At 71.5% G+C, this 13,558-nt stretch carries 13 protein-coding genes; 12 read left to right on the forward strand and 1 reads right to left on the reverse strand.

Annotation, left to right across the window (positions count from 1 at the left end):
* Nucleotides 1-15: 15 nt before the first annotated feature.
* A complete protein-coding gene (locus tag ACPC54_RS15735; protein WP_498965302.1) occupies nt 16-951 on the forward strand; it encodes a DUF8829 domain-containing protein in 936 nt (311 codons plus the stop codon).
* Nucleotides 952-1,097: 146 nt separating this feature from the next.
* On the opposite strand, the gene bldD is transcribed toward ACPC54_RS15735, so the two are convergent.
* Nucleotides 1,098-1,601 (reverse strand): transcriptional regulator BldD, encoded by a 504-nt coding sequence (gene bldD, locus ACPC54_RS15740; RefSeq protein WP_045692870.1) that lies wholly within the window; start codon nt 1,599-1,601, stop codon nt 1,098-1,100.
* A gap of 330 nt (nt 1,602-1,931) precedes the next feature.
* On the opposite strand from bldD, the gene pyrR reads away from it, so the two are divergent.
* The 11 genes from pyrR to rpoZ all read left to right on the forward strand — a co-directional run bounded on the left by pyrR (nt 1,932) and on the right by rpoZ (nt 13,548).
* Nucleotides 1,932-2,555, forward strand: a complete 624-nt coding sequence (gene pyrR / locus ACPC54_RS15745) for a bifunctional pyr operon transcriptional regulator/uracil phosphoribosyltransferase PyrR (protein WP_498965304.1) — start codon at nt 1,932-1,934, stop codon at nt 2,553-2,555.
* A gap of 6 nt (nt 2,556-2,561) precedes the next feature.
* A complete protein-coding gene (locus ACPC54_RS15750; RefSeq protein ID WP_498965306.1) occupies nt 2,562-3,551 on the forward strand; it encodes an aspartate carbamoyltransferase catalytic subunit in 990 nt (329 codons plus the stop codon).
* A complete protein-coding gene (locus tag ACPC54_RS15755; protein WP_498965308.1) occupies nt 3,548-4,852 on the forward strand; it encodes a dihydroorotase in 1,305 nt (434 codons plus the stop codon). The genes ACPC54_RS15750 and ACPC54_RS15755 overlap by 4 nt, the downstream gene beginning before the upstream one ends.
* Nucleotides 4,849-5,427, forward strand: a complete 579-nt coding sequence (locus tag ACPC54_RS15760; protein WP_498965310.1) for a PH-like domain-containing protein — start codon at nt 4,849-4,851, stop codon at nt 5,425-5,427. Before ACPC54_RS15755 ends, ACPC54_RS15760 begins: the two co-directional genes overlap by 4 nt.
* Nucleotides 5,424-6,581 carry a glutamine-hydrolyzing carbamoyl-phosphate synthase small subunit gene (gene carA / locus ACPC54_RS15765; protein ID WP_498965312.1) on the forward strand — a complete coding sequence of 386 codons (1,158 nt, stop codon included), beginning with the start codon at nt 5,424-5,426 and terminating at the stop codon, nt 6,579-6,581. Before ACPC54_RS15760 ends, carA begins: the two co-directional genes overlap by 4 nt.
* Nucleotides 6,574-9,882, forward strand: coding sequence for a carbamoyl-phosphate synthase large subunit (gene carB, locus ACPC54_RS15770; protein WP_498965314.1), 3,309 nt, complete (start codon nt 6,574-6,576; stop codon nt 9,880-9,882). Before carA ends, carB begins: the two co-directional genes overlap by 8 nt.
* 93 nt (nt 9,883-9,975) lie before the next feature.
* Nucleotides 9,976-11,079, forward strand: a complete 1,104-nt coding sequence (locus ACPC54_RS15775) for a quinone-dependent dihydroorotate dehydrogenase (RefSeq protein ID WP_498965316.1) — start codon at nt 9,976-9,978, stop codon at nt 11,077-11,079.
* A gap of 35 nt (nt 11,080-11,114) precedes the next feature.
* Nucleotides 11,115-11,948 (forward strand): orotidine-5'-phosphate decarboxylase, encoded by an 834-nt coding sequence (gene pyrF / locus ACPC54_RS15780; protein WP_498965318.1) that lies wholly within the window; start codon nt 11,115-11,117, stop codon nt 11,946-11,948.
* Nucleotides 11,949-12,310: 362 nt separating this feature from the next.
* Nucleotides 12,311-12,637 carry an integration host factor, actinobacterial type gene (gene mihF, locus ACPC54_RS15785; RefSeq protein ID WP_350512862.1) on the forward strand — a complete coding sequence of 109 codons (327 nt, stop codon included), beginning with the start codon at nt 12,311-12,313 and terminating at the stop codon, nt 12,635-12,637.
* Nucleotides 12,638-12,686: 49 nt separating this feature from the next.
* Nucleotides 12,687-13,244: a guanylate kinase gene (gmk, locus tag ACPC54_RS15790; RefSeq protein WP_498965321.1), complete on the forward strand. Its 558-nt coding sequence runs from the start codon at nt 12,687-12,689 to the stop codon at nt 13,242-13,244.
* 37 nt (nt 13,245-13,281) lie between these two features.
* Nucleotides 13,282-13,548, forward strand: coding sequence for a DNA-directed RNA polymerase subunit omega (rpoZ, locus tag ACPC54_RS15795; RefSeq protein ID WP_045692880.1), 267 nt, complete (start codon nt 13,282-13,284; stop codon nt 13,546-13,548).
* The last annotated feature ends 10 nt before the right edge of the window (nt 13,549-13,558 follow it).

A 13,558-nucleotide genomic window follows, 5' to 3' on the forward strand; every position in this document is an offset into this window, starting at 1 on the left:
TGCCAGGAGCCACCGATGAGTAGCCACCAGGGCCGCGCCCGCCGTAACTCCGACTGCACCGCGGGCGGCCCGCGGCCCGTCGCGCGGGCGCCGCACCGGCGGCAGCGGGCCGAGGGCGGCGCCGAGCAGGCCTTCGTCATCGGGGTGCTCACCAACGCCGCGGACTTCGCCCGGGCCCGCGCCTGGGGCGTCACCGACGCGCCCGACTTCGACCGCTACCTGGCCGACGCCGCCGAGCTGCTGGCCGACGCGCTGGAGCGCTTCGACACCGTCCGGGCCCGGATGTTCCACCCGCAGGACTTCGCCGACTTCTGCCTGCTGCACGGCCTGGACCCGGCCGAGGCCACCGCCCGCGACCGCTACCTGGTCAACCCGCCGCTGCGCACCCAGCTGCTGCCCTACCAGGGCGAGGAGCTGGCGGGGGACTACCTGCCACGGCTGGTCCGGGCCCGCGAGAACGGGCTGACGCTCTGCCACGCCGACCTGCTGCTCGACGGCGCCCTGTACGGCGCGGTGCACGGCACGGCGGGCGAGGCCGACGAGGACCACGTCCGCTGGGTGCGGTCCGCCTACCAGCGCGGCGGCGAGGTGTTCCGCCGGATGCTGGTCGGCGCGGGCGCCGGGGTGTACGAGCTGCGGCTGCGGGTGGACGCGCCCGGCGGGCGGCTGACGGCGGCGGCGCGGGTGCTCCAGTGGGAGGACGGCGTGGTGCGGATCAACGACGAGGACCTGGAGCTGGTCTGCGCGGTGCTGTGCGCCGGCCTGGCGCTGGAGCTGCCGGGGGTGGCGGTGCTGCACGGCTCGCAGGGCTCGGCGGCGACCTGCGGGGAGTACCTCCCGGCGGCCTGGGCGTGGTCGAGCGCGGGGCCGGACTGGGGCCCGGCGGCCCGGCCGGTGCGGCTGGACGGCGTGGCCGCCCGGCCCGGCTACAGCCTGGGCACGGTCTGCTGACCCGGGGGGTGGCGGGGAACGCCGCGGCGCGGCCCCGGGTCTCTCGGGGCCGCGCCGTGCAACGCAGGGACGTTTCTGCGCCCCTGCTGAATGTCTCCGTGTGGAGTGCTGGGTGTCTCCGCTGGCGGGAGCCGGTGCGGTCGGCCTCAGCCGGCCTCCTCCTCGCGCACCGCCCGGCGCGCGTCGGGGTTCAGCACGCCCCAGGAGATGAGCTGCTCGGTGAGGATCGACGGCGACTGGTCGTAGATGACCGCCAGGGTGCGCAGGTCGTCCTGGCGGATCGACAGCACCTTGCCGTTGTAGTCGCCGCGCTGGCTCTGGATGGTCGCCGCGTAGCGCTGCAGCGGGCCGGCCTTCTCGGACGGAACCTGAGTCAGTCTTTCGAGGTCGAGGACCAGGCGCGGCGGCGGCTCGGCCGCGCCGCCGGGGGTGCCGCCGGGCAGCAGCTCCTGCACCGGGACGCCGTAGAACTCCGCCAGTTCGGCCAGCCGCTGCACGGTGACCGCACGGTCGCCGCGCTCGTACGAGCCGACGACGACTGCCTTCCAGCGCCCCTGGGACTTCTCCTCGACACCGTGCAGGGAGAGCCCCTGCTGAGTGCGGATCGCTCGGAGCTTGCCTCCGAGCTGCTTCGCGTAGTCGCTGGACATTGATCTCCCCGGACGAGATTGCTTCGCGTTCAGTAGTGGGTCACGGGCGATTGTCGACGCCGTTACCGGTGGGTTCGACGTCCATCTCGTAACTCACTGTGAGGTTACGTAGAGTAAGGTAGTTGCGTCAAGCCGAATGGGGCACCCGTGCGAATGGACCGCATCGTCGGCGCATCCGAGGCGTGAACCCGGTGAAGCGGAATGATGGAGGTCTGTTTGCCTCCGGGCTCGCTGATAGGATGACCCGAAGTCCACGCCCGGTAGGCGTGGCAACCACCAGGCATCCTTTAAGGCCCGTCCCGTGAGGCGGGGAAGGAGGTCCGCTTCGGCATGACCACACATCGAGAACCGACGCCGCGCCCGCCGCACCAGGTGCTGGACGGTACGGACATCGCCCGGGTCGTCACCCGGATAGCGCACGAGATCGTCGAGCGCGCCAAGGGCGCGGAGGACGTCGTGCTGCTCGGCATCCACACCAGGGGTGTCCACCTCGCCCGGCGGCTGCACGCCCGGCTGGCCCAGATCACCGGCCGCGAGATCCCGCTCGGCACCCTGGACATCACCATGTACCGGGACGACCTGCGGCTGAAGCCCGCCCGCGCCCTGGAGCACACCGAGATCCCGCCCGGCGGCATCGACGGCAAGCTCGTCATCCTCGTGGACGACGTGCTGTTCTCCGGCCGCACCATCCGGGCCGCGCTCGACGCGCTCAACGACATCGGCCGCCCGCGCGCCGTCCAGCTGGCCGTCCTCGTCGACCGGGGCCACCGCGAGCTGCCGATCCGCGCCGACTACGTGGGCAAGAACCTCCCCACCTCGCTGCGCGAGGCCGTGCAGGTGCGGCTGTCCGACTCCGACGGCGTGGACGCCGTCCTGGTCGGGGACCGCGACTTCGCCTCCCGCAGCTCGCAAGCCATGGCCGCCGAGCCGTCCGAACCGCACCTCCCGGAGTAAACCCGCGTGAAGCGCCACCTCGTCTCCACCGCAGATCTCACCCGTGACGACGCGCTGCTGATCCTGGACACCGCCGAGGAGCTGGCCCAGCTCTCCGGCCGGGCCGTCAAGAAGCTGCCCACGCTGCGCGGCCGCACCGTCGTCAACCTCTTCTTCGAGGACTCCACCCGCACCAAGACCTCCTTCGAGGTCGCCGAGAAGCGGCTGTCCGCCGACGTCATCAACTTCTCCGCCAAGGGCTCCTCGGTCTCCAAGGGCGAGAGCCTCAAGGACACCGCGCTGACCCTGCAGGCGATGGGCGCCGACGCCGTCGTCATCCGGCACCACGCCTCGGGCGCGCCGGCCCGGCTGGCGCAGTCCGACTGGCTGCACGGCAGCGTCATCAACGCCGGTGACGGCACCCACGAGCACCCCACCCAGGCGCTGCTCGACGCCTTCACCATGCGCCGCCACCTGAACGCGGGCTCGGGCAAGGACCTGGCCGGCCGCCGGGTGACCATCGTCGGCGACGTCCTGCACAGCCGGGTCGCCCGCTCCAACGTGCACCTGCTGACCACCCTCGGCGCCGAGGTCACCTTCGTCGCCCCGCCGACCCTGCTGCCGATCGGCATCCGGAACTGGCCCTGCGAGGTCAGCTACGACCTCGACGCCGTGCTGCCGAAGACCGACGCGCTGATGATGCTGCGGGTGCAGCGCGAGCGGATGAACGCCGCGTTCTTCCCGACCGAGCGCGAGTACAGCCGCCGCTACGGCATGAACGGCATCCGGATGGCCCAGCTGCCCGAGCACGCCATCGTGATGCACCCCGGCCCGATGGTCCGCGGCATGGAGATCACCGCCGAGGTCGCCGACTCGCCGCGCTGCACCGCGGTCGAGCAGGTCGCCAACGGCGTCTCCGTCCGGATGGCCGTCCTGTACCTGCTGCTCGGCGGCGCCGTTTTCACCGATGGACCCGCCGACACCCCCCGCACCGAATCCGTGGAGACCGCTCAGTGACCAGCTACCTGATCCGCAACGCCCAGATCCTCGGCGGCGCTCCGCAGGACCTCCACATCGCCGACGGCGTGTTCCGGGCGATCGGCACCGGCCTGGCGGTCGAGGCCGACATCGAGATCGACGCCACCGGCCTGGTCGCCCTCCCCGGCCTGGTCGACCTGCACACCCACCTGCGCGAGCCCGGCCGCGAGGACGCCGAGACCGTCCTCACCGGCACCCAGGCCGCCGCGATGGGCGGCTTCACCGCCGTGCACGCGATGGCCAACACCACCCCGGTGGCCGACACCGCCGGCGTCGTCGAGCAGGTCTGGCGGCTCGGCCAGGAGGCCGGCTACTGCGACGTGCAGCCGGTCGGCGCCGTCACCGTGGGCCTGGAGGGCAAGCAGCTCGCCGAGCTCGGCGCGATGCACGAGTCCGCCGCCGGCGTCCGGGTCTTCTCCGACGACGGCAAGTGCGTGGACGACGCGGTGCTGATGCGCCGCGCCCTGGAGTACGTCAAGGCCTTCGACGGCGTCGTCGCCCAGCACGCCCAGGAGCCGCGGCTCACCGAGGGCGCCCAGATGAACGAGGGCCAGGTCTCCGGCGAGCTCGGGCTCGGCGGCTGGCCGGCCGTCGCCGAGGAGTCGATCATCGCCCGCGACGTGCTGCTCGCCGCGCACGTCGGCTCCCGGCTGCACGTCTGCCACCTCTCCACCGCCGGTTCGGTCGAGATCGTCCGCTGGGCCAAGTCCAAGGGCTGGGACGTCACCGCCGAGGTCACCCCGCACCACCTGCTGCTCACCGACGAGCTGGTCCGCAGCTACGACCCGGTGTACAAGGTGAACCCGCCGCTGCGCACCGCCGAGGACGTCCAGGCCCTGCGCAAGGCGCTCGCCGACGGCACCATCGACGCCGTCGCCACCGACCACGCGCCGCACCCGGCCGAGGACAAGGACTGCGAGTGGGCCGTCGCGGCGATGGGCATGGTCGGCCTGGAGACCGCGCTGTCGGTCGTCCAGCAGACCATGGTCGAGACCGGCCTGCTGAACTGGGAGGGCGTCGCCGACCGGATGTCGCACCGCCCGGCCCGGATCGGCCGTCTCACCGGACACGGCCGCCCCATCTCGGTCGGTGAGCCGGCCAACCTGGTGCTGTTCGATCCCGCGTACCGTGGTGTCGTGAACCCGGACAGCTTCGCCACCCGCAGCCGCAACACCCCCTACAAGGGCCTCGACCTGCCCGGACGGGTGCACGCGACCTTCCTGCGCGGCCGCGCCACCGTGCTCGCCGGGGAACTGGCCGAGCAGGGCGGGCTGGCGTGACCGGCCCGCTCCACCCGCTCGACACGCTCGCCACGGAGCAGGCCAAGGTCACCAACTGGCCCGGCTACATCGGCTGGACCGTGGGACTGCTGATCATCATCGGCCTGGTCTACTGGCTGATGCGGCAGGGCTGGAACTGGCGCCGCACCCTGCAGTCCGGAATGCCCCCGCTGCCCGCCGTGCCGGCCGGCGCCGGGCGCACCATCCTGGAGACCAGCGGCCGGTACCACGGCACCACCACCGCCGGGAACTGGCTCGACCGGGTGGTCGCCCACGGGCTGGGCACCCGCAGCCGCGCCGACCTCACCCTCGGGGAGGACGGCCTGCTGGTCCGCCGCCCGGGTGACGTCGACCTCTGGATCCCGGCCGAGCACCTGACCGGTGCCCGGACGGACTCCGGGATCGCCGGCAAGGTCGTCCCGTCCGGACTGCTCGTCGTCAGCTGGGCGCACGAGGGGACCGCACTGGACTCCGGCTTCCGGGCCGACCACCCCCACGAGCACACCGCCTGGGTCGAGGCGATCGCTCAACTCGCAACACGTACGAAGACGAAGACGGAAGAGGCCGCGCAATGACCGCACCTGCCCCCACCACGCAGCGCCAACGGCGGGAACGAGTGCCCGCCGTGCTCGTCCTGGAGGACGGCCGGACCTTCCGCGGCCAGGCCTACGGCGCGACCGGCGAGACCTTCGGCGAGGCGGTCTTCAACACCGGCATGTCCGGCTACCAGGAGACCCTGACCGACCCGTCGTACCAGCGCCAGGTGGTCGTGATGACCGCCCCGCAGATCGGCAACACCGGCTGGAACGACGAGGACGACGAGTCCAAGCAGATCTGGGTCGCCGGCTACGTCGTGCGCGACCCCGCCCGGGTCGCCTCCAACTGGCGCTCCCGCCGCCCGCTCGACGAGGAGCTGGACCGCCAGGGCGTCGTCGGCATCAGCGGGATCGACACCCGCGCGCTGACCCGCCACCTGCGCGAGCGCGGCGCGATGCGCTGCGGCATCTTCTCCGGCGAGGCGCTGGCCGAGCCGGCCGAGCTGCTCGCCCGGGTGCAGCAGTCGCCCGAGATGAAGGGCGCCGACCTGTGCGCCGAGGTGGCCACCACCGAGCCGTACGTCGTCCCGGCCATCGGTGAGAAGAAGTTCACCGTCGCCGCGCTGGACCTCGGCATCAAGGCGATGACCCCGCAGCGGATGGCCGAGCGCGGCATCGAGGTGCACGTGCTGCCGGCCAACTCCACCCTGGAGGACGTCTACGCCGTCAACCCGGACGGCGTGTTCTTCTCCAACGGCCCGGGCGACCCGGCCACCGCCGACCACCAGGTCGCCGTGGCGCAGGGCGTGCTGGAGCGGAAGACCCCGTTCTTCGGGATCTGCTTCGGCAACCAGATCCTCGGCCGGGCGCTGGGCTTCGGCACCTACAAGCTCAAGTACGGCCACCGCGGCATCAACCAGCCGGTGCAGGACCGCACCACCGGCAAGGTCGAGGTGACCGCCCACAACCACGGCTTCGCCGTGAACGCCCCGCTGGACAAGGTCAGCGACACCCCCTACGGGCGCGTGGAGGTCTCCCACGTCTGCCTCAACGACGACGTGGTCGAGGGCCTGCAGGCGCTCGACGTCCCCGCGTTCAGCGTGCAGTACCACCCCGAAGCGGCCGCCGGCCCGCACGACGCCGCCTACCTGTTCGACCGCTTCGTGAAGCTCATGGAGGGCCAGCGTGCCTAAGCGCACTGACATCAAGTCCGTCCTGGTGATCGGCTCCGGGCCGATCGTGATCGGCCAGGCCGCCGAGTTCGACTACTCGGGTACGCAGGCCTGCCGCGTCCTCAAGGCCGAGGGCCTGCGCGTCATCCTGGTCAACTCCAACCCGGCCACGATCATGACCGACCCGGAGATCGCCGACGCCACCTACGTCGAGCCGATCACCCCGGAGTTCGTCGAGAAGATCATCGCCAAGGAGCGCCCCGACGCGCTGCTGCCGACCCTCGGCGGGCAGACCGCGCTGAACACCGCGATCTCCCTGCACGCCGCCGGCACCCTGGACAAGTACGGCGTCGAGCTGATCGGCGCCGACGTCGTGGCGATCAACAAGGGCGAGGACCGCGACCTGTTCAAGGGCGTCGTCGAGGCCGTCAACGCCAAGATCGGCCACGGCGAGTCCGCCCGCTCGGTCATCTGCCACACCATGGACGAGGTGCTGGCCGGCGTCGACACGCTCGGCGGCTACCCGGTCGTCGTGCGCCCCTCCTTCACCATGGGCGGCGCCGGCTCCGGCTTCGCCCACAACGAGGAGGACCTGCGCCGCATCGCCGGCCAGGGCCTGGCCCTCTCGCCGACCACCGAGGTGCTCCTGGAGGAGTCCATCCTCGGCTGGAAGGAGTACGAGCTGGAGCTGATGCGCGACAAGAACGACAACGTCGTGGTCGTCTGCTCCATCGAGAACTTCGACCCGATGGGCGTGCACACCGGTGACTCGATCACCGTCGCCCCGGCGATGACCCTCACCGACCGCGAGTACCAGATCCTGCGCGACATCGGCATCGCCGTCATCCGCGAGGTCGGCGTCGACACCGGCGGCTGCAACATCCAGTTCGCCGTCAACCCGGAGGACGGCCGGGTCATCGTCATCGAGATGAACCCGCGCGTCTCCCGCTCCTCGGCGCTGGCCTCCAAGGCCACCGGCTTCCCGATCGCCAAGATCGCCGCCAAGCTGGCCGTGGGCTACACGCTGGACGAGATCCCGAACGACATCACCGAGCAGACCCCGGCCTCCTTCGAGCCGACCCTCGACTACGTGGTCGTCAAGGTCCCGCGGTTCGCGTTCGAGAAGTTCCCGAGCGCCGACGCCACCCTGACCACCACCATGAAGTCGGTCGGCGAGGCCATGGCCATGGGCCGCAACTTCCCCGAGGCGCTGCAGAAGGCGCTGCGCTCGCTGGAGAAGAAGGGCTCGCAGTTCTCCTGGACCGGCCCGACCGGCGACAAGGCCGAGCTGCTGGTCAAGGCGGTCGTGCCGACCGACGGCCGGATCAACACCGTCATGGACGCGATCCGGGCCGGCGCCACCCCGGAGGAGGTGTTCGAGGCCACCAAGATCGACCCGTGGTTCGTCGACCAGCTCTTCCTGCTCGACGAGATCGCCGTCGAGCTCGCCGACGCCGCCGAGCTGACCCCCGAGCTGCTGCGCCACGCCAAGCGGCACGGCTTCTCCGACCAGCAGATCGGCGAGATCCGCGGCCTCAAGCCGGACGTGGTCCGCGAGGTGCGGCACGCGCTCGGCATCCGCCCGGTGTTCAAGACCGTCGACACCTGCGCCGCCGAGTTCGCCGCCAAGACCCCGTACTTCTACTCGTCCTACGACGAGGAGAACGAGGTCGCGCCGCGCACCAAGCCCGCGGTGATCATCCTCGGGTCCGGCCCGAACCGCATCGGCCAGGGCATCGAGTTCGACTACTCCTGCGTGCACGCCTCCTTCGCGCTGGCCGACGCCGGGTACGAGACCGTGATGGTCAACTGCAACCCGGAGACCGTCTCCACCGACTACGACACCTCCGACCGGCTCTACTTCGAGCCGCTCACCCTGGAGGACGTGCTGGAGATCGTCCACGCCGAGCAGCAGGCCGGCCCGCTGGCGGGCGTCATCGTCCAGCTCGGCGGCCAGACCCCGCTGGGCCTCGCCCAGGCGCTCAAGGACAACGGCGTGCCGATCGTCGGCACCCAGCCCGAGGCGATCGACCTGGCCGAGGAACGCGGCGCCTTCGGCCGCGTGCTGCGCGACGCGGGCCTGCCCGCCCCCAAGCACGGCACCGCCTTCTCCTTCGAGGAGGCCAAGGCGATCGCCGACGAGATCGGCTACCCCGTGCTGGCCCGCCCGTCCTACGTGCTCGGCGGCCGCGGCATGGAGATCGTCTACGACGAGGCCTCGCTCGCCTCCTACCTGGAGCGGCACGCCGGCCTGATCTCCGAGCACCCGGTGCTCATCGACCGCTTCCTCGACGACGCGGTGGAGATCGACGTCGACGCCCTCTACGACGGCACCGAGCTGTACCTCGGCGGCGTCATGGAGCACATCGAGGAGGCCGGCATCCACTCCGGCGACTCCGCCTGCGCGCTGCCCCCGATCACCCTCGGCGGCCACGACATCAAGCGCCTGCGCACCTCCACCGAGGCGATCGCGCGCGGCGTCGGCGTCCGCGGCCTGATCAACATCCAGTTCGCGCTGGCCGGGGACATCCTCTACGTCCTGGAGGCCAACCCGCGCGCCTCCCGGACCGTCCCGTTCACCTCCAAGGCGACCGCCGTGCCGCTGGCCAAGGCCGCCGCCCGGATCTCGCTCGGCGCCACCATCGCCGAGCTGCGCGCCGAGGGCCTGCTCCCGGCCGAGGGCGACGGCGGCACGCTGCCGGCCGACGCGCCGATCGCGGTCAAGGAGGCCGTGATGCCGTGGAGCCGCTTCCGCGACATCCACGGCCGCGGCGTGGACACCGTGCTCGGCCCGGAGATGCGCTCGACCGGTGAGGTCATGGGCATCGACAAGGTGTTCGGCACCGCCTACGCCAAGGCGCAGTCCGGCGCGTACGGCGCGCTGCCGACCAAGGGCAAGGTCTTCGTCTCCGTCGCCAACCGGGACAAGCGCAACCTGGTCTTCCCGGCCCGCGCGCTGGTCGGCCTCGGCTTCGAGGTGCTCGCCACCGCCGGCACCGCCGAGGTGCTGCAGCGCGGCGGCATCCCGTCCACGCTGGTGCGCAAGCACAGCGAGGGCGAGGGCCCGAACGGCGAGAAGACCATCGTCCAGCTGATCCACGACGGCGAGGTCGACCTCATCATCAACACGCCGTACGGCACCGGTGGGCGCCTCGACGGCTACGAGATCCGCACCGCGGCCGTCTCGCGCGGCGTGCCGTGCCTGACCACCGTCCAGGCGATGGGCGCGGCCGTCCAGGGCATGGACGCGCAGCTGCGGGACGAGGTCGGAGTGATGTCGCTCCAGGAGCACGCCGAGCTGATCAACGCCGGCCGCAAGTAGCACCACCGCTGTGGGGGGCACCGGAGCCTTTCGGGTGCCCCCCACATCCATGCCTCGCCTCAATTTTGGTCTGCGATCGGGGAGTTGACCGCTTTGTACAAGCTTCTGTTCAACCTCGTGTTCAAGAAGATGGACCCGGAGAAGGCGCACCACATGGCCTTCTTCTGGATCCGGCTCTGCCACTCGGTGCCCGTCCTGCGCACCGTGGTGCGGATGGTGCTCGCGCCGCAGGACCGGGCGCTGCGCACCAGGGCCCTCGGCCTCGACCTGCCCGGCCCGTTCGGCCTCGGCGCCGGCTTCGACAAGAACGGCATCGGCATCGACGGCCTGGCGATGATGGGCTTCGACTACGTCGAGATCGGCACCATCACCGGCGAGCCCCAGCCGGGCAACCCGACGCCCCGGATGTTCCGCCTGGTCGAGGACCGCGCGCTGATCAACCGGATGGGCTTCAACAACCAGGGCTCGGCCCGGGTCGCCGCCCGGCTGGCCGCCCGCCCGCACACCAGCTCGACCCCGGTGATCGGCGTCAACATCGGCAAGACCAAGGTGGTGCCGGAGGCCGAGGCCGTCGCCGACTACGTCAAGTCGACCGAGCGGCTGGCCAAGTACGCCGACTACCTGGTGGTCAACGTCAGCTCGCCGAACACCCCCGGGCTGCGCAACCTGCAGGCCGTCGACCAGCTGCGCCCGCTGCTGGCCGCCGTCCGCGAGGCCGCCGACCGCACCACCGCGCACCGGGTGCCGCTGCTGGTCAAGATCGCGCCCGACCTGGCCGACGAGGACGTCGACGCCGTCGCCGACCTGGCCCTGGAGCTGGGCCTGGACGGCATCATCGCCACCAACACCACGATCGGCCGCGAGGGCCTGCTCGCCGACCCGGCGCTCGTCGAGGAGATCGGCATGGGCGGCCTGTCCGGCGCCCCGCTCAAGGCCCGCGCCCTGGAGGTCCTGCAGCGGCTGCGCGCCCGCACCGAGGGGCGGCTGACGCTGGTCTCGGTGGGCGGCATCGAGACCGCCGAGGACGCCTGGCAGCGGATCATCCACGGCGCCGACCTGATCCAGGGCTTCAGCGGCTTCATCTACGAGGGCCCGTTCTGGTGCCGCGCCCTCCACAAGGGCCTGTCCGCCCGCGTCCGGGGCGCGGGCTTCCGCGACCTGTCCGAGGCCGTGGGCAGCGCCGTGCGCAGCTCCTGACCCCCACCCGCTTCCCGACCACCCCCGGAGACGACATGACCTTCGCCCCGTTCGGCGCCCGCCTGCGCCAGGCCCTCGACACCCGCGGCCAGCTCTGCGTCGGCATCGACCCGCACGCCTCCCTGCTTTCCGCCTGGGGGCTCGGCGACGACCTCGCCGGGCTGGAGACCTTCAGCCGCACCGTGGTGGAGGCGCTGGCCGACCGGGTGGCCGTGCTCAAGCCGCAGGCCGCCTTCTTCGAGCGCTTCGGCAGCAAGGGCGTCGCCGTGCTGGAGAGGTCCGTCGAGGAGGCCCGGGCGGCCGGCGCGCTGGTGCTGATGGACGCCAAGCGCGGCGACATCGGCTCCACCATGGCCGCGTACGCCGAGGCCTTCCTGGCCTCCGGCAGCCCGCTGTTCTCGGACGCCGTCACGGTCAGCCCCTACCTGGGCTTCGGCTCGCTGCGCCCGGCGCTGGACCTGGCGCGGGCGAACGGCTGCGGCGTGTTCGCGCTGGCGCTCACCTCCAACCCGGAGGGCGCCGAGGTGCAGCGCGCGGTGGGCGCGGACGGCGAGCCGGTGGCGGCGTCGGTGCTGCGGCAGCTGGCGGCGGAGAACGCCGGTGCGGAGCCGCTGGGCTCCTTCGGCGCGGTGGTCGGCGCGACCCTGTCCGACGCGGGCGTGGACCTCGCGATCAACGGGCCGCTGCTGGCGCCCGGCATCGGCGCCCAGGGCGCGACGATGGCGGACCTGCCGCGGGTGTTCGGCGCCTCGGTGCGCAACGTCGTGCCGAGCGTCAGCCGGGACGTGCTCAGGCACGGCCCCTCGGTGGCGGCGCTGCGGGAGGCGGCCGAGCGGTTCGTCGGCGAGTACGCGGACGCCGTCAAGTAGCCGGTGACGGTGGGCTTCGGGCCCGCCGGGTGGTCGGGTCGTGACCCTGTGCAATGTGTGCAGGACGGCGGCGGGGCACCGCAGTTGACGTGAGCGCCGTCACATCGGCGGTGGCAAAGTCTCGCAATCGCGGTCATTTTGCCCGGGAAAGTCCTGGTCGGCCTTGGCTGACCAGGACTTTTCGTGTTCTTTTCCTGACGCGGCGCCGCAATCCGGGTAGTGTCCGGCGAGAGGTCATCGGAGAGCCGCGTTCGCCGCAGCTCCCGCAGGTCAGGGCCCTGTGGTTCCACTTGCGGACGGTGTCCCGGGTACCAAAACAGTCATAGCTCAATCCCTACCTTCCACACCCTGAGGTGAACGGCGTGGCTCTTCCGCCCCTTACCCCTGAACAGCGCACCGCCGCGCTCGCCAAGGCCGCCGAGGCTCGCCGGGAGCGCGCCGAGGTCAAGAACCGGCTCAAGCACTCCGGCGCCTCCCTGCACGACGTCATCAAGGCGGGCAAGAACGACAACGACGTCATCGGCAAGATGAAGGTGTCGGCCCTGCTGGAGTCCCTTCCGGGCGTCGGCAAGGTCCGCGCCAAGCAGATCATGGAGCGCCTCGGCATCAGCGAGAGCCGCCGTGTCCGTGGCCTCGGTACGAACCAGATCGCTTCCCTGGAGCGGGAGTTCGGCGGCGGCGCCGCCTGACCGTGCCCCCAGTGTCCCGGTATCGCCCGCGATCCGGGATAATCGGTGCATGAGTGAGCGTCCGCGGCTGACCGTGCTCTCCGGCCCTTCGGGGGTCGGCAAGAGCACGGTCGTCGCTCATATGAGGAAGATGCACCCCGAAGTCTGGCTCTCGGTGTCGGCGACGACCCGCCACCCGAGGCCGGGCGAGAAGAACGGGGTCCAGTACCACTTCGTCGACAACGACGAGTTCGACAAGCTGGTCGCCAACGGCGAGCTGCTGGAGTGGGCCGAGTTCGCCGGGAACCGTTACGGGACCCCGCGTGCGGCGGTGCTGGAGAAGCTGGAGCGCGGCGAGCCCGTGCTGCTGGAGATCGATCTGCAGGGTGCCCGGCAGGTCCGGGAGTCGATGCCCGAGGCGCAGCTGGTCTTCCTGGCTCCGCCGAGCTGGGACGAGCTGGTCCGCCGGCTGACCGGCCGGGGCACCGAGCCGCAGGACGTGATCGAGAAGCGGCTGGAGGCGGCCCGGGTGGAGCTCGCGGCCGAGCCCGAGTTCGACTCGACCCTTGTCAACCACTCCGTCGAGCAGGTAGCGGCCGAACTGCTAGCCTTGCTCGGTGTAGCCTGACCTGTCAGTCTTTTCCACCCTTTCGGAAGGTTTTCGCGTGTCCTCTTCCATGACCGCGCCCGAGGGCATCATCAACCCGCCGATCGACGAGCTGCTTGAGGCCACCGACTCGAAGTACAGCCTCGTGATCTACGCCGCCAAGCGCGCGCGCCAGATCAACGCGTACTACTCCCAGCTCGGCGAGGGCCTGCTGGAGTACGTCGGCCCGCTGGTCGACACCCACGTGCACGAGAAGCCGCTGTCGATCGCGCTGCGCGAGATCAACGCGGGCATGCTGACCGCCGAGGCGGTCGAGACTGCCTGAGCAGTCCCAC

This window comes from Kitasatospora sp. NPDC094028, from assembly GCF_049543595.1.
Taxonomy (GTDB): domain Bacteria; phylum Actinomycetota; class Actinomycetes; order Streptomycetales; family Streptomycetaceae; genus Kitasatospora.

Excerpts from the sequence above, each read along its gene's own strand:
- carA (WP_498965312.1), top strand. The coding sequence starts at position 5,424 with ATGACCGCACCTGCCCCCACCACGCAGCGCCAACGGCGGGAACGAGTG.
- pyrF (WP_498965318.1), top strand. The coding sequence starts at position 11,115 with ATGACCTTCGCCCCGTTCGGCGCCCGCCTGCGCCAGGCCCTCGACACC.
- ACPC54_RS15735 (WP_498965302.1), top strand. The coding sequence starts at position 16 with ATGAGTAGCCACCAGGGCCGCGCCCGCCGTAACTCCGACTGCACCGCG.
- pyrR (WP_498965304.1), top strand. The coding sequence starts at position 1,932 with ATGACCACACATCGAGAACCGACGCCGCGCCCGCCGCACCAGGTGCTG.
- bldD (WP_045692870.1), bottom strand. The coding sequence starts at position 1,601 with ATGTCCAGCGACTACGCGAAGCAGCTCGGAGGCAAGCTCCGAGCGATC.
- gmk (WP_498965321.1), top strand. The coding sequence starts at position 12,687 with ATGAGTGAGCGTCCGCGGCTGACCGTGCTCTCCGGCCCTTCGGGGGTC.